Annotated in this window: 15 protein-coding genes; 6 read left to right on the top strand and 9 right to left on the bottom strand. The window is 36.1% G+C overall.

The genetic code is table 11. The features are described from left to right. Window positions 1–21 precede the first annotated feature (21 nt). From ACQVD9_RS15450 to ACQVD9_RS15475, 6 genes are all read left to right on the top strand, one after another. Window positions 22–1,374 (top strand): YdgA family protein, encoded by a 1,353-nt coding sequence (locus ACQVD9_RS15450; protein WP_264746816.1) that lies wholly within the window; start codon window positions 22–24, stop codon window positions 1,372–1,374. A 404-nt stretch (window positions 1,375–1,778) separates the two neighbouring features. Next, complete coding sequence (locus ACQVD9_RS15455; RefSeq protein WP_264746817.1) at window positions 1,779–3,107, top strand: vWA domain-containing protein; 1,329 nt, start codon at window positions 1,779–1,781, stop codon at window positions 3,105–3,107. A 56-nt stretch (window positions 3,108–3,163) separates the two neighbouring features. Then, complete coding sequence (locus tag ACQVD9_RS15460) at window positions 3,164–4,681, top strand: sensor histidine kinase (RefSeq protein ID WP_264746818.1); 1,518 nt, start codon at window positions 3,164–3,166, stop codon at window positions 4,679–4,681. A 2-nt stretch (window positions 4,682–4,683) separates the two neighbouring features. Beyond that, window positions 4,684–5,370, top strand: coding sequence for a response regulator transcription factor (locus tag ACQVD9_RS15465; RefSeq protein WP_264746819.1), 687 nt, complete (start codon window positions 4,684–4,686; stop codon window positions 5,368–5,370). A 107-nt stretch (window positions 5,371–5,477) separates the two neighbouring features. Further along, window positions 5,478–5,804, top strand: a complete 327-nt coding sequence (locus ACQVD9_RS15470) for a hypothetical protein (protein WP_264746820.1) — start codon at window positions 5,478–5,480, stop codon at window positions 5,802–5,804. Next, complete coding sequence (locus ACQVD9_RS15475) at window positions 5,801–6,247, top strand: hypothetical protein (protein ID WP_264746821.1); 447 nt, start codon at window positions 5,801–5,803, stop codon at window positions 6,245–6,247. The genes ACQVD9_RS15470 and ACQVD9_RS15475 overlap by 4 nt, the downstream gene beginning before the upstream one ends. A gap of 155 nt (window positions 6,248–6,402) precedes the next feature. Here the strand turns inward: ACQVD9_RS15475 and cysN are convergent, their stop codons facing one another. The 9 genes from cysN to gcvT form a co-directional block, all read right to left on the bottom strand. Continuing rightward, a complete protein-coding gene (gene cysN, locus ACQVD9_RS15480) occupies window positions 6,403–8,298 on the bottom strand; it encodes a sulfate adenylyltransferase subunit CysN (protein ID WP_264746822.1) in 1,896 nt (631 codons plus the stop codon). A 1-nt stretch (window position 8,299) separates the two neighbouring features. Then, entirely contained in the window at window positions 8,300–9,217 is a 918-nt protein-coding gene (gene cysD / locus ACQVD9_RS15485; RefSeq protein WP_264746823.1) for a sulfate adenylyltransferase subunit CysD, read from the bottom strand. A 100-nt stretch (window positions 9,218–9,317) separates the two neighbouring features. Next, window positions 9,318–9,980, bottom strand: coding sequence for a hypothetical protein (locus ACQVD9_RS15490; protein WP_264746824.1), 663 nt, complete (start codon window positions 9,978–9,980; stop codon window positions 9,318–9,320). A gap of 19 nt (window positions 9,981–9,999) precedes the next feature. After that, on the bottom strand, window positions 10,000–10,758 hold the full coding sequence (locus tag ACQVD9_RS15495; RefSeq protein WP_264746825.1) for a Nif3-like dinuclear metal center hexameric protein: 759 nt from the start codon (window positions 10,756–10,758) through the stop codon (window positions 10,000–10,002). Between the two features lie 61 nt (window positions 10,759–10,819). After that, window positions 10,820–11,917, bottom strand: coding sequence for a prephenate dehydratase (gene pheA, locus ACQVD9_RS15500; protein WP_264746826.1), 1,098 nt, complete (start codon window positions 11,915–11,917; stop codon window positions 10,820–10,822). A gap of 2 nt (window positions 11,918–11,919) precedes the next feature. Next, window positions 11,920–13,005 carry a 3-phosphoserine/phosphohydroxythreonine transaminase gene (gene serC, locus ACQVD9_RS15505; RefSeq protein WP_264746827.1) on the bottom strand — a complete coding sequence of 362 codons (1,086 nt, stop codon included), beginning with the start codon at window positions 13,003–13,005 and terminating at the stop codon, window positions 11,920–11,922. Window positions 13,006–13,055: 50 nt separating this feature from the next. Then, on the bottom strand, window positions 13,056–15,749 hold the full coding sequence (gyrA, locus tag ACQVD9_RS15510) for a DNA gyrase subunit A (RefSeq protein WP_264746828.1): 2,694 nt from the start codon (window positions 15,747–15,749) through the stop codon (window positions 13,056–13,058). 156 nt (window positions 15,750–15,905) lie between these two features. Next, window positions 15,906–16,289 (bottom strand): glycine cleavage system protein GcvH, encoded by a 384-nt coding sequence (gene gcvH / locus ACQVD9_RS15515; protein WP_264746829.1) that lies wholly within the window; start codon window positions 16,287–16,289, stop codon window positions 15,906–15,908. A 24-nt stretch (window positions 16,290–16,313) separates the two neighbouring features. Further along, window positions 16,314–17,396: a glycine cleavage system aminomethyltransferase GcvT gene (gene gcvT, locus ACQVD9_RS15520; protein ID WP_264746830.1), complete on the bottom strand. Its 1,083-nt coding sequence runs from the start codon at window positions 17,394–17,396 to the stop codon at window positions 16,314–16,316. Window positions 17,397–17,402: the final 6 nt, after the last annotated feature.

Here is a 17,402-nt window from a genome sequence, read left to right on the forward strand (position 1 = left end):
TAATATATAGGAGTATATACTTTGAATAAGGGTATTATTATTGGGGGGATTGTTGTTTTAGTAGGTGCTGCTAGCCCATATTTTTGTGGAAGCGCCATCGAAAGCAAATTTGATAATCAACTAAAAGAGTTTCAAGTTGCTTTAAAACAAATGGATCCTAGTTTAACATTAGAAAAAACCGAATACTCAAAAGGTTGGTTCTCATCTACTGCAAAAACAGTATTAACAATTGACCGCCAACAAATTCCACTAGAGCATAAAATTATACATGGCCCTTTTAGTTATTTTGGCTTAGGAAAAATACAAACTAACATTGTATTTAATGACCAGCAAAAACAAGTTGTTGACAGTTTATTTGATAATAAACAACCTTTATTAATCACTACTAATGTAGGTTTCTCTGGTTACAAATCTATCGAACTTTACTCTGCTGAAATTAACAATAAGCCAGCCCCAACCGACCCTTCAACCACCATTAATTGGGGAGGGATGACAGGTAGCTTTAATCTCAATGGAGATCGTTTAATCACAGATGTTAACATACCAAAATTCTCACTTACAAATACTGATAAATCTATTGAGATACTTGGCTTTACCATAAAAGGTGATAGTGCTTATAGTAGCGATAAAAACAAATTTGAAGCTATTAACTGGACTGGAGATGCTACATTTAATATTGAAAAATTATTTGTACAATCTCCACAAGGAACATATAGCTCTAAAATTGCGCTCAATGCGGTTTCTACTGATGACAAAACTAATCTAGGTTATAACACTACCTTAAAATTCACTAATATTATAGTGCCTCAAGAGCTAGGTATTGCTACAGCAGATAGTGATCTAGTAGAGTTTGGTATCGGTTTTAATGGTATTCCTAAGAAGCCTTTCGTTGAGTTCATGAAGAAAATAGATGATATTCAACAACAAGGTAAAACACCCACAGATACTGAAGTAATGCGTTTAGGAGAAACTTTTGCTATCGCTGTATTACAAGGTACACCAAGCATTACAGCGCATGCGCTAGTTACTAGTAAACAAGGTGATGCGAATATTAATGCAGAAGCTAAACTAGCAACAGCTGATACGGCAACTGACATGATGAGCCTACTAATGAATGGCATGAATCGCCTAGAAATTACTGTTGCACCGAGCTTCTCTGAAAGTTTATTAGATGAAGCCGTCAATAAAGATCAACTACCTATGAGTAAAGATGAATTTATTATGGGTATTACTGAGAAAAACCGTTTTATTTTAAATAATGGTAAATTCTCTGGTAAGTTTGAATACAAACAAGGCCAATTCTACAGCAATGGTCAGCCTGACCCAGAGTTACAAGATAATATGCATTATATGTTACCTAGAGGCATTTTCTAGTTTTCTTATTATAGAGGCCGTAAAATAAGCGGCCTCTAATTTTATTTATCCCCTCATCCTGCTTCTCTTCTTCCTTTTTAATCCACTATAAATACTCATAAATTAAGCTTTAATTAATTTAATTATCATATGATATTTCCTGTAAATAGAATGTTTCCTATTCATGTACATTCATTACACTTATGGAAAGCATGGTATTACAAGGATGTACTGATGAAGTTATTTGGGAACCCCACAAGTAAAAGCAGGGAAGCTTACTTCTTCAGTTAACACTCTAATAAATCATTTCACTCATATCAGCTTCATTATTTTTACAATTCTTTTACAATCTTATACAGATAATAGACAACTCATTAAAATATAAACTAGATAATGGTACTATCATTACACACAGGAGTACCATCATGAAACGAACACTATTTTCACTACTTGCTATCCCAGTATTGTCATTGATGACAATAGTGAATGCCAATGCTGCACCTAAAATTATTATTAAATCTGAGCTGGCTTCGCCTGTCGTATTAGAAAATGCTCAAGATAAAAACTATCTCAAAATCTCCTTAACCGGTTTCCCACTAGATGTAAAAAAACGCAGCCCTATTAATCTAGCATTAGTTATTGATCGCTCTACCTCAATGAGTGGTGATCGTATTGAGAAAGCTAGAGATGCTGCAATTATGACAGTTAATATGCTTAGTAGCGAAGATACATTATCTGTTATTACCTACGATAGTTCTGCTGAAGTTATCATTCCAGCCACTAAAGTAAAAGATAAAGAAAAATTAATTGCTAAAATTAAGCAAAATATTAATCCTCGCGGTATGACTGCCCTATTTGCTGGTGTTAGCAAAGGTATCAACCAAGTTAATAAACACCTTGATAAAGAACAGATTAACCGTATTATTTTATTATCTGATGGACAAGCTAATGTTGGCCCTACCTCTATCAAAGAACTTTCTGATTTAGCCAGAACTGCTGCTAAAAAAGGGATTACCATTAGTACTATAGGCATAGGTGAAGGTTATAATGAAGATTTAATGACAGCCATTGCAGGTTTTAGTGATGGTAACCATACTTTCGTAGCCCATACAGCTGATTTAGAAAAAATCTTCACCAAAGAATTTAAAGATGTTATGTCAGTAGTTGCACAAGATGTAGAAGTTATTATTAAAACTGCTGATGGTGTTAAACCTGTTCGTCTATTAGGTAGAGATGGTGAAATCACAGGTAACACTATTACTGTAAAACTAAATCAACTTTACTCTAACCAAGAAAAATATGTATTACTTGAAGTTGTTCCTGCTAAAGGTTCAGCAGAACAACAAAAAGACTTAGCAGAAGTACAGGTTTCTTATAATAACCTTAGTAGTAAAAAACATGAAAATTATGATGAAAAAATAGCTGTTCGCTATAGCAAATCTGCTGATGTAGTAAAACAGGCTCAAGTAGATGAAATTGTTGTTGATTCAGCTATCCAAAAAGCAGCTATAGAAAATGAACGTGCTATTCAATTAATGGATCAAGGTAGAGTGGAAGAAGCTAAAATTGTCTTAAAAAACAATGCTACACAAATGGAAGCTTTGCCTGTTTCTGCACCAGCAGCAAGAATGAAAGCTGATCAAAGCGCAGAGGCCAATAAACAACTATTCAATAGAGTAAGCACGGAAAGCAAAGCATCATCACGTAAGGCTATTAAAGAATCTAGTTATAAGATTCAGAAACAACAAAAGTAATTAAATTATAATACCACTGATAGGCTAACTATCAGTGGTAAGGGCTAGAGATGACTATGAGTAATACACCTAAAAGTTATACTTTTTTCCTAATTATTAGCTTAATAATTTTTGGGTTAGTAGGTTATCTTGGTTTTCGTACTATCGAACACCAAGCGCTATTAAAACACTACCAAACTGAAGAAATAGCCCAAAGCCGTACCAATGAAGCAGATAAATTTATTAGAAACCAGCTTGATCAAAAAGCTACTCGTCTTGATGCAATTACTAACTTTCTACAACTTGATGACTACTCATTAAAACAATTTACTGATAATGACACAGACGTTGATAATATTTTTATTTTACAAAATAACCAGCTTACTTACCCTAACCAACAAACTGATTTACCCCAAAAGCAACAACAACTAATAACAGCTATTACACCTATTATTAACGACCCTAATTCACTATATACACCAAGTATTACCAACGAAAAAATTAGACCTAACGCAGGTTGGTATATTAACTACAGTAATCAAACGCCCTTACTTATATACTGGTCTAGTAAAGATAATATTACTATTGGTTTCTGCATTTCCTATGTCAACTTATTAGCCGATGTAATCAATACTGCAAACCTTACTTATGACAATGGTAGTTTAAAAATCACTGAAAATGATCGACTACTTTATCAAAGCACTACAGATATAAAAAACTTACAACTACTGGCTAATAAAAACTTAGCCTACCCCCTAACTAATTGGCAGATTAGTTACTATGGAGAACCTACCAGCACCCTAACCATCTATTTATGGGGTATGATAATTATCTTATTATTACTTATCTCTATTGGTTTTATTATGTTTAACCTCTATAGAGAATATATGCGTACAACACGCCAAGCGATGCAACAAGTTAACTTTGTTAGCCAAGTTTCCCATGAATTAAAAACACCACTAACCAATATCACCCTTTATGCAGAATTATTAAAAGAAGAACAAGAAGAAGATAATACAGATCAACAAGCCTATACTGAAGTGATTATCAATGAGAGCCAACGTTTATCACGTTTAATACAAAATATTCTTAGTTTTACTAAAACGCCTAAAATACACTTAACCACTTTTAATCTAAGTAAAACACTTATTCAAATCGCTCATACTTTCTCACCCTCTTTTACTAGTAAAGGAATAAGTTTAGTTCTAACTATTCCTGAGAATATCAAGGTTACTTCTGATATTGATCGTGTTACCCAAATTATCTGTAATTTTCTTAGCAATGCTGAAAAATATGCAGCTCAGGGAAAGCAAGTTGATCTAAATTTAACACCGCATACTAATTATATTGATATTCAAGTGCGTGATTATGGTAACGGCATAGCCAATAAAGAACATAAACTTATTTTTACACCCTTCTATCGTATTAAATCTACCATTACAGAAGGTGTTTCTGGTACAGGTATTGGACTAACCATTGCCAAACAACTAGCTACTAGCCTAAAAGCTGAAATTCTGATTACTAATACTAACCCTGGGGTATGTTTTACCTTACGACTTTGGCAACTATCAAACTCACAAGGAACAGGTAATTAATAATGAAAATTCTTATTGCTGAAGATGATCTTAATATTCGCCAAGGTTTAGAAAAAGCGTTAGCACGTGAGGGCTATACACTGATTACAGCTGAAAATGGTAAAATTGCATTAGAAAAATATCAGTTAGAAAAGCCAGACTTTATTATTCTCGATATTATGATGCCAGAACTAGATGGCTATTCGGTATGTCGGGAAATTCGTAAAAACAATGAGCATATCCCTATTATATTTTTATCAGCTAAAGATGAAGAAATTGATCGAGTAGTTGGTTTAGAACTAGGCGCAGATGATTATATTAGTAAACCCTTCGGTATCCACGAAATAAGAGCCAGAATAAAAACTATTGCTCGTCGTTGTTTACGTAATGCAACAGAAAAAACAGATAATCATTTTACCTTTGGTGACTTGATTGTTTATCCAAATGAACTTTGCGCAACGCGAGGTGAACAAAAGCTAGAGTTATCACTAAGAGAAATAAAAATTCTAGAATGCCTTTATGCTCATCGCAATCAAGTAGTAACCAGAGATATGTTATTTAATGCAGCATGGGGTTATGAACATATTCCCAATAGCCGTACTTTAGATCAGCATATTTCGCACTTAAGAAAAGCTATTGAATTAGATGCGAATAACCCACAACTTATAAGAACAGTACATGGTATGGGGTATAGATATCAAGAAAATTAAATAGTTATTTTTAAATTTAATAATTAATTAAAAATTTAATTCTATTTTAAGTATTAATTTATATAATTGCCCTCCTTATTCTCATGGTAACAAAAGGTGCTCTCTTAATGGGATTAATGTTTACTGGTATTGCTTTAAATCTACTAGGTGTTTTTTATACTTATTATTATGTTACTGAATTAAGCCCTAGCTCTGGTGCAGAAGGCTTTACACTAGTTGTATTAGCTTCTTGGTTACTATCACTCATTGGTGGTATTTTGGCAGCAATAGGTAAGCGTAAAATTGGCTCTATACTTGTAATTATAGGAAGTGCTATTTTTGTTCCACTTGGAATGGTAGCTATTTTTGGTGCAGTAAGAATAAAAGAACCTACACAAATTGATTTAGAAAAACGACGCCAAGCTATAGCTAATCAACAGGATAATAATCAATGACTAATACAACACAAGAAGATACTCAAGATAGCAACGTATTTTATGCTCAAAAATATACTGGACTAAATATTGGAATTGCTATCCTTCTTATTATCGTAGGCTTTTTTGCTATCTCTATGACAGGTGCCAGTGGAGCACCTATTGGCTTCGGTATATTATTTATTATTATCACTATGATGACTCATAACATGCATTATGTAATCATAGATAAAGACTATATTGCTATAAAACCTGCCCCTGCAAGAAGCAGAGTTAACATTCTATTTAGTGAAATTACTTCTGTAACTAAAGAGCCCAAAAAGATCACTATTTTTTATAAAATACATGGTGAACAAAATGCTCAAGAAAAGAAAATAGTTATTGCTCTTAATATATTAGAAGAGTCTGAAAAACAAAGATTACTTACAGCACTTAATCAATGTTTTGGTGAAAAAATTAAGTAGCTTTTCATTTCATAACAAACCTCTATGAAAAGTAGAGGTTCTGCAATTACCTATTTCTGTTAAATAAAATAATCTTCTTTATAAAAAATAATGGCCATATTAGATTAACAGAAACATTAACCTAACACAGCCATTCTATATTTTATTTAATAAAACTAAATAAAATCTTTTTCCCACAATACTTTAATTATCTGCTCTACCCCTTGCTCTATTGAAGTAGTTTGTGTATCAATAATAATATCAGCATCCAAAGGTTCATCATATTGGAATGAAATAGCTGGAATATTATCTTCACTTGCCGCATAAAGCCCTTGTGGATCACGTTCCTTACAAGCTTCTAAAGAAGCTTTTACATACACGGTGATTAAACGATCACTGCCAATAATTGCTTTTGCTTGTTCTCGCCCTTCAGTATCAGGTGCAACAAAAGCAGCTAAGGCAATTAACCCTGCCTCATTAAATTGACGCGCCACATTAGCCGCGCGTAACCAGTTTTCACTACGCCCTGCACGGTCTTGTGGCAAGCCTTTATTTAAATCACGACGTAGGTTCTGACCATCCAGTACATAAACAGCACGACCACGATCAAATAAGCGACGTTCTACTCCATAGGCAAGTGTACTTTTACCTGCGCCAGATAGACCAGAGAATAAAATAGTAACAGGTTTTTGACCAAAACGTTGCACACGCTCAGCCACACTCACATGGGCATTATTACCATGACGATTAATACCACTGCCTGTAGGTGCAGCAATAATCATCCCAGCCCCCACTGTACCATTAGTTAAACGGTCAACAATAATAAATGCACCCGTAGTACGATTTTGCTCATAGCCATCTAATGCTATAGGTGCATCTAATGCTACTTTTACTTTAGCAATTTCATTAAGTTTTAATTCGCTCGCTGTTTTATGTTCTAAAGTATTTACATCAATACTATGTTCTATGGTGGCAATAGTCCCTGGAATATAACTAGTAGCACGTTTAATATCGTACTTCTTACCTGGCCTCATTGGCTCTTCAGCCATCCACACTAACATTGCTTCAAAGCTATCCGTAACCTGTGGTACGGAATCAGCATGAACTAATAAATCACCACGAGAAATATCAATTTCATCTTCTAAGGTTAAGGTAATCGCCTCACCAGGAATTGCCTGCTCTAATTCACCTGCAAAGGTTACTATCGATTTAACTCTACTAGACTTACCAGAAGGTAATACTAAAACCTCATCACCTTTACGCACAATACCACTGGCTAATGTCCCTGCAAAACCTCGGAAGTTTAAGTTAGGACGATTAACATACTGTACAGGAAAACGTAAGTCGGTTAAATTACGATCTGCTGCAATTTCCACTGTCTCCAAAATTTCCATCAGTGATTTACCATCATACCAAGGTGTATGTTCACTATGGTTTACTACGTTGTCGCCTTTTAAAGCAGACATAGGCACAAAGTAAATTGCTTCACTATTAACATTAAGTTGCTTAGCAAACTCTAAGTAATCCGCTTTAATTTTTTCAAACACTGACTGATCGAAATGCATTAAATCCATTTTATTAATGGCGACCACTATATGTTTAATACCTAGTAAAGAGGCAATAAAGCTATGACGTCTTGTTTGAGTTTGTACACCGTGTCTAGCATCAATAAGAATAATCGCTAAATCACAGGTAGAAGCACCTGTTGCCATATTACGGGTATATTGCTCATGACCAGGGGTGTCGGCAATAATAAATTTACGTTTAGCAGTACTAAAATAGCGATAAGCCACATCAATAGTAATGCCTTGCTCACGTTCAGCTTGCAGACCATCTACTAATAAAGCCAAGTCCACATCATCACCTGTAGTACCTACTTTTTTAGAATCTTTGGTAATAGCTTCTAACTGATCTTCATAGATCATTTTTGAGTCATGTAATAAACGACCAATTAAGGTACTTTTACCATCATCCACATTACCGCAGGTTAAAAAGCGCAGTAATTCTTTACGTTCGTGTTGCGCTAAGTAAGCCAAAATATCTTGGCTAATTAATTCTGATTGATGTGACATTTTAGAAATACCCCTGCCGTTTTTTCTCTTCCATCGACCCTGTAGCATCATGATCAATGACACGACCTTGCCGCTCTGACGTTTTGGTTAATAGCATTTCCTGAATAATCTCAGGTAATGTAGTCGCTGTGGATTCAACAGCCCCTGTCAATGGATAACAACCAAGGGTACGGAAACGTACCATTTTCTTTGTAATACTCGCTTTTTGTTCGTCTGTTAAATATTCAAGAATACGCTCATCATCGATCATAATAAGTGTACCGTTCATCGCAATAACATCACGTTCAGCAGCAAAATAAAGCGGAACTATGGGTATTTTCTCTAAATAGATATATTGCCAAATATCTAATTCTGTCCAGTTTGATAAAGGGAATACGCGAATTGATTCACCTTTATTAATTTTACTGTTATAGATATTCCATAATTCAGGACGTTGGTTTTTAGGATCCCAACGGTGTTTGCTATCACGGAAGGAATAAACACGCTCTTTAGCACGTGATTTTTCTTCATCACGACGAGCACCACCAAAAGCAGCATCAAAGCCATATTTATCCAAAGCTTGTTTTAGCCCTTGGGTTTTCATAATATCAGTGTGTTTCGCACTACCATGAGTAAAGGGATTAACATTTTGCGCAACACCATCAGGATTAATATGCACAAGTAAATCAAGATTCATTTCTTGAGTCATTTGGCTACGGAACTGATACATCTCCTGAAACTTCCAGCGAGTATCTACGTGTAATACTGGGAAAGGCAATTTACCTGGAAAGAACGCTTTACGCGCTAAGTGCAACATTACTGCTGAGTCTTTACCTATCGAATAGAGCATAACAGGGTTATCAAACTCTGCTGCTACTTCACGAATAATATGTATACTCTCAGCTTCTAATTGCTTTAAGTGAGTTAATTTATCAAGCATGATTCTCACAACCTTATCTATATAGATTGTTTACTTATTGAAAATGGTAAACACTCTATCATAGATTAAAGCTTTACTTTGAGAATAAAAACTTATTTACTTATTCAAATATGGAATATATATTTTGTACTAATTTATTCGCTGAGAGTCTTTTTGCTCGCTCCCTTAAATCATAACCTCGTTGCTCACAGCTCTCATATATATCTTCTCTCTTATCTTTATAATGCTTTTTCCACTTCGGTATACTGTATCCCTCTAAACTGTATGCATAAATTATAGCTATTGGATTTTCAGCTAATATAATTTCAGAAAGTATCGTTCTAGTTTTACTATAATAGGTTGTTCCTAGAGCTCTTGTATCTAAATAAGAAATTATGTAGTCCTTTTGAGGATCCATAAATACCAAGAAAGGCTCATAATGATAATATCTATCATTAATTTTTAAATTAACCAACGCGCAATATAACCCCCTCTCCTTTGGCTTATCACTTTTAACAATACTCGGAGGAAAGTCGAATTTAGCATCTATTATAGAAAATTTCTCACGATTCTTTTTTAATTCATTATCTAGTGCTTCAATAATCATTTGTTTTTGTTTATCAGTTAAATCTCTTTCATAAATAATAATTTCTTTCTTTTCTACTGCTTGCTTAGTAGAATGTGGAAGTCTAATTGGTTCATTATTTATGCTTGGTCGTAGAACATCATCCCCATAGCAATTAAAAATTAACATTAAAAATAATGCTATAAGTCTTTTTTTCATTTCTTTCTTTTTAAATTAACTAGAAAGGATTATCAATATTGATAAACTGATGTTCTACATCATGAAGCCTAGCAATATGTTCACCTAACGCTTTAACACCGTAACGCTCTGTTGCATGATGTCCTGCTGCAATAAAACTAATACCATTTTCTACAGCACTATGAAAAGTTTGTTCAGAGGCTTCACCTGTTAAAAACAGATCAACACCCATAGCGGCTGCTTGATCAATATAACCTTGCCCACCGCCCGTACACCAACCTATTTTTTGTACTGGTTTACCACTATCGACCACCATTGGCTTGCGATTTAATGCCTGCTCTACTTGCCCAGCAAATTCTGTCACAGATTGAGGCATAGCCAAGTGGCCTTGTAAACCTATGATAGTAGGATCATTCGGATTTAAGGTAGTGTCTATTGTAATACCTAGTATTTTAGCTAATTGTGCATTGTTACCCAACATGGGATGCACATCGAGAGGTAAATGATAAGCTAATAAACTTACATTATTATCTAATAATACTTTTATGCGATTACGTTTCATTCCCACAATGGTAGGTTCTTCACCACGCCAAAAGTAACCATGATGGACAATAATAGCATCTGCTTGCTGCTCAATAGCTGCATCAATTAAAGCTTGGCTTGCTGTTACACCCGTAATTATTTTATTTATTTCTGGTTTACCTTCTACTTGTAAACCATTAGGACAATAGTCTTTGATTTGGTCACAACTTAGATAGTAATCAAGATATTGAACTAGCTGAGTCAGGGTAACAGCCATTTTACAGTCCTCTATAATAATAATCAGGCACTTACATTATACAATATAAGCGCCTAATGTCTTATAAAACTGCTTGAGGGTATGAGCCTAATACCTTTAAGCCTACACTACCTTTACCCATTTCTTCTAAAACAGCTTTAATCAATGGGTCATGATGATGGCCTGTAAAATCAATAAAAAATACATAGCTCCATTTGCTACTACGCGCAGGTCTCGTTTCAATACGGGTCAAGTCAATATTGTTTTTACGGAATGGTTCTAATAACTCGTGCAAAATACCTGGCTTATTATGGATAGAAACAATTATAGAGGTTTTGTCATCACCTGTAGGTGGTACTTCTTGATTGCCAATAATAAAGAAGCGGGTTGAGTTATCAGGACGATCTTCTATTTTCTCATTTAAAATAGTTAGACCATATAAACTAGCCGCCATATCACCAGCAATAGCTGCACTATTCCATTCACTTTGGACACGTTTAGCCGCTTCAGCATTACTAGAAACAGCCACCCGCTCAACATTAGGATAATGCGCATCTAACCATTTGCGACATTGCGCGAGTGATTGTGCATGAGAATAAATACGTGTAATCCGATCTTGTTTAGTATTTTTACCCACTAATAAATGGTGATGAATACGTAACTCCACCTCACCACAAATTACTAAATCATGTTCTAAAAAACTATCTAAAGTATGGCTTACTGCACCCTCGGTGGAGTTTTCGACAGGTACCACCCCAAAGTTTACCGCACCAGCCGCTACCTCTCTAAACACTTCATCAATAGCTGCCATTGGTTTACTTACCACAGCATTACCAAAATGTTTGATTGCTGCTGCTTGAGTAAACGTTCCTTCTGGGCCTAAATAAGCCACTCTTAATGGCTGCTCTAATGCTAGACAGGTAGACATTATTTCACGGAATAAACGAGCCATCTCTTCATTACTCAGAGGCCCTTTATTACGTTCCATAATATGTTTAAGCACAAAAGCTTCACGTTCTGGACGATAAAATACAGGTGACTCACCCTCAGCAAGATTAGCAGTTTTAACTCTTGCTACTTCTTGTGCACAGCGGGCACGATCGGAGATTAAATCGAGAATTTTCTCATCTAAACTATCAATCCGCACCCTTAGTGCTTGTAATTCTTGTTCTACTGCCATGTCTAACCATGCTCCTTCTCAAACGCTTTCATAAAGTCTACCAATGCTTGTACTGCATCTAAACCAACTGCGTTATAAATAGAAGCACGCATTCCGCCTACAGTACGGTGACCTTTTAAATTTAATAGACCATTAGCATCTGCTTTTTCTAAAAACACTTTATCTAAACGTTCATCAATTAATCTAAAAGGGATATTCATCCAAGAACGGTTAGAAGGATTAATTGGGTTATTGTAGAATTCTGTGCTATCAATATAACCATAAAGCAAATCTTTCTTTTGCTCATTAATCTTTTTCATGGCATCCAAGCCACCTTGCTTTTTCAACCATTTAAAGATTAATCCTGCAAGATACCAAGAGAATGTTGGTGGCGTGTTATACATAGAATCATTATCAGCCGCTACTTTATAATTCAACATTGTAGGGCAATCACTACGGGCATTGCCTAATAAGTCTTCACGAATAATTACTACCACTAAACCACTAGGGCCAATATTCTTTTGCGCGCCAGCATAAATCAAACCAAACTTAGACACATCAATAGGTTGTGATAGGATGTTAGAAGATAAGTCCGTGACCAATGGCACATCACCTACTTCAGGAATCCAATCAAACTCAACACCATTAATAGTTTCATTAGCCGTGTAATGTACATAGGTAGCATCTTTAGAAAGCTGCCACTCATTTTGACCTGGAATAGCTAAGTAATTATATTCTTTACCACTAGCAGCCACATTTACTGCGGCAAAGCGAGAAGCCTCTTCAATGGCTTTCTTTGACCAAATACCTGTATCAATATAATCAGCTTTTTGATCATGACGCATTAAATTAAGAGGAATTTGTGCAAATTGCTGGCTTGCACCACCTTGCAAAAATAATACTTTATAATTATTAGGAATTAATAATAAATCACGTAAATCCTGCTCGGCCTCAGCAGCTACTGCGGTATAGTCAGCACCACGATGACTCATTTCCATAATCGACAAGCCTTTACCATGCCAATCTAATAATTCAGCTTGGGCTTGTTGTAAAACCTCTAAAGGTAATGCCGCTGGTCCTGCACAGAAATTATAAACTCGCTTAGTCATGGCTTTATACTCAATCGATTTATGATCTTATTAATTTACCACACTATTCATTACTGAATAGTGGGATTATCTTCATCATTAGTTGCATTATTTTCAAGATCGACTTCATCTAAATCTTCTTCCGTTTCAGATGGCTCTTGAACACGCTCTAAACCTACTAAGGTTTCATCAGTAGATAGTTTAATTAAAGTAACACCCTGAGTATTACGTCCCATTGGGCGTATTTCATCTACACGGGTACGTACTAAAGTACCTTGGTCAGAAATTAACATAATTTCTTCACCATCTTGTACTTGTACAGCACCAACGATTTTACCATTACGATCACTGGTAATCATGGAAATAACACCTTTACCACCACGTCCACGTAAAGGGTATTGGTCAATCGCTGTACGCTTACCGTAACCACGTTCAGAAGCAGTTAAGATATAGGCATTATCTTCAGGGATAATCATTGCAATAACATGACTTCTGAATAACTCAATGCTGTTATCGTCTTCATTGTCTTCTTCGATAACTACTGCATTTTCGTCATCATCACTGTTATCGTTTTCGCCTTCTTTCGGTAAGCGAATACCACGTACTCCTTTAGCAGTACGTCCCATTTCACGCACTTTTGACTCTTCAAAACGGATGACTTTACCTTCATCAGTAAATAACATTACTTCACTATTACCATCAGTAATAGCGGCTGAAATTAGCACATCACCCTCTTTTAAACCAAGGGCAATTAAGCCGTTCTTACGGACTTTACTAAACTGTTCTAATGGGGTTTTCTTCACCGTACCATTGGCCGTTGCCATAAAGATAAAGCGACCTTCAGTAAACTCATCCACAGGCAACATGGTAGTAATTTTTTCACCCTCATCTAGTGGGATGATATTCACTAATGGACGGCCTCTTGCCGCACGAGAGGCTTCAGGAATTTCAAAAGTACGTAAGGAATAAACTTTACCCTTACTAGAGAACAGTAATAAAGTAGCATGGCTATTCGCTACTAATAAATGCTCAATATAGTCTTCATCTTTCACACCCGTAGCTGATTTACCTTTACCACCACGACGTTGTGCTTGGTAAGAAGCTAATGGCTGTGATTTAGCATAACCACCATGAGAAATAGTGACTACACGCTCTTCTTCTGGAATAAGATCAGCAGTAGTTAAATCCATTTGTGAAGCGATAATTTCAGTACGACGTATATCACCAAATTCATCACGTATTTTTACTAATTCTTCACGAATAACTTCCATTAAACGCTCAGGGATAGTTAAGATACGGATTAGCTCACCAATCTGCTCTAAAATCTCTTTGTATTCACCAATTAACTTTTCATGCTCTAAGCCTGTTAAACGGTGTAAACGTAAATCTAAAATAGCTTGTGCTTGTACAGGTGATAAGAAATACTTACCATCATGAATGCCATATTGCTCCTCCAAATCATCTGGACGACAACTTTCAGCACCAGCACGCTCTACCATTGCTTGAATAGGACCAGCTTCCCAAGCAGTAGCTAATAATTTTTCTTTAGCTTCGGCAGGATTTGGTGATTTTTTAATCAATTCAATAATAGGATCAATATTAGCTAAAGCAACCGCCAAACCTTCAACAACATGGCCGCGCTCACGGGCTTTACGCAACTCATAAATAGTACGACGAGTAACCACTTCACGACGATGGCGCACAAAGGCTTCCAACATCTCTTTGAGATTTAGAATTCTTGGTTGGCCATCTACTAAAGCAACTACGTTAATACCAAATACATTTTGTAATTGGGTTTGGGTATATAAGTTATTAATAATTACCTCTGGCATTTCGCCACGACGTAATTCAATAACTATCCGCATACCATCTTTATCAGACTCATCACGTAGCTCACTGATACCCTCAATTTTCTTCTCTTTAACCAGCTCCGCAATTTTTTCAATTAAGCGAGCTTTGTTAACTTGATAAGGTAATTCAGTAACAACAATTTGTTCACGATTATTTTCAATGGGCTCAACATGTGTTTTAGCACGAATATAAACTCTACCACGCCCAGTGCGATAACCTTCAATAATGCCTGCACGGCCATTGATAATACCTGCTGTAGGAAAATCAGGGCCAGGAATATATTCCATTAATTGATCGATGGTTAAATTTTCATCATCAATTAAAGCCAAACAACCATTGATTACTTCTGTTAGGTTATGTGGAGGGATATTGGTGGCCATACCCACAGCAATACCACTAGAACCATTCACCAATAAGGCTGGAATCTTAGTCGGTAATACCGCTGGAATTTTTAACGAGTCATCATAGTTAGGAACCCAATCAACTGTCTCTTTATCAAGATCAGCTAACATTTCATGGGTTAACTTCTGCATACGTATTTCGGTATAACGCATTGCAGCAGCTGAGTCACCATCTACTGAACCGAAGTTACCTTGCCCATCTACCAGCATATAACGCATCGAGAAAGGCTGAGCCATCCGCACAATGGTGTCATAAACAGCAGAGTCACCATGCGGGTGATACTTACCAATGACATCACCCACAATACGGGCAGATTTCATGTAAGGTTTATTCCAGTCATTGTTATTTTCGCTCATGGCAAATAACACACGTCTATGCACTGGTTTTAAACCATCACGCACATCAGGCAAAGCACGCCCAACAATAACGCTCATAGCATAGTCTAGGTATGACTGTTTAAGTTCATCTTCAATTCTGACGGGGAGAATTTCTTTGGCGATTTCAGTGCCCATAAGAAGCCTGTTCCTTGTTTTGCGACAATCTACAGATTAAGCCTATTATGATACCACAAAACAGATAAACAAGCTGTATTTTGACAATAAAAATGCCTTAATTTTTAAGGCATTTTTATAACAAGATAAAACAAATTAATAACTAGCTTTTACAGGCTATTCGCCTATCAGGTCTTGATAATCTTGAGCCTTTAATAATTGCTCAACTTCCACAATAGAAGCAGGTAATATTTTATATATCCATGCGGTATAAGGATCATCATTAATTAATTCTGGACTATCACTTAATTGCTCATTGACGTCAACGACTTTGCCTGCCACAGGTGCATAAATATCAGAGCTTGTTTTAACAGACTCTATCATACCAATTTGCTGTCCCTGTTGGTAATGCATACCATCTTCTGGTAGTTCTACAAATACGATATCCCCTAAAGAGTTTTGGGCATAATCAGTAATCCCTACCATTAAAATATCATCCTCTAACACCCCTACCCAAGAATGGCCTTCTGTATAACGTAAAATTTTAGGGATATTGCTCATGTTTAACCTATTCCTTTTAAATAATTAAATTAAAATTTTACCATGCCAAACGAATCGTGGGGGAACAACTCTTACAGGGCACCATTTGCCTTTAATCTCCACTTCAGCTCTTGCGCCTGTTTGAGTAGGTACTCGTGCCAAAGCAATACATTTGCCTAAAGTAGGTGAAAAATTAGTACTGGTAATAACACCTTCGCCCACATTTTCAATACGTACTAGCTGACCGTTATGTAAAGTGCCCCTTTCCTCAGAAACAAGGCCAATTAACTTATTACGTAAGCCTGCCTGTAATTTATCTTCCAATGCAGCTCGACCAATAAATTGACGATCTTCTGGCTGCCAAGCAATCGTCCAATCCATATTGCATGATAAAGGGGATATTTCAGCATCCATATCTAATCCATACAAGCTATGGCCTGCCTCCAGACGGAGTGTATCTCTAGCTCGCATACCTATTGGCATAATACCAGCGCCTATTAGCTCTAACCATAACTGCTCAGCATCAGCTTTTGGCAATACAATTTCAACGCCATCTTCTCCCGTATAACCAGTGCGAGAGATAAACCAATCACCCACAAAACAACTATATAACGGTTTTAATTGAGCTAACTGATCTACATATTGTTTAGCTAACTGCTTTAATAACTTATTAATTGCCTCTGGCCCTTGAATAGCGAGTACAGCCATATCTGATTGGAGACAAAAGTTCACATCAAAGTCACCTTTATACTGCTCCATCCAAGCAAGAATTTGCTCAGGAATACCCGCATTAAACATTAACCGATAACCATCTTTAGTTAAATAAACTAAAATATCATCAATAATGCCCGCTTGATCATTTAGCATAACGGAATACAGTACACGACCTTGATCATTTAACAAAGACACATCATTAGCCAGTATATACTGTAAATATTGTTTAGCCTGCTTACCCGTCACATCAATAATCGTCATAAAAGATACGTCAAACATTCCGCAATCTTTTCTAACTTGAAAATGCTCTTCTACCTGTGACCCAAAATGTAAAGGTAACTCCCATCCATTGAGTTCTGCCATTTCCGCCCCAAGAGCCAAATGCTGCTCATACAAAGGGGTATGCAATCCCATAAGTAC

Source organism: Entomomonas sp. E7T21 (genome assembly GCF_058693955.1).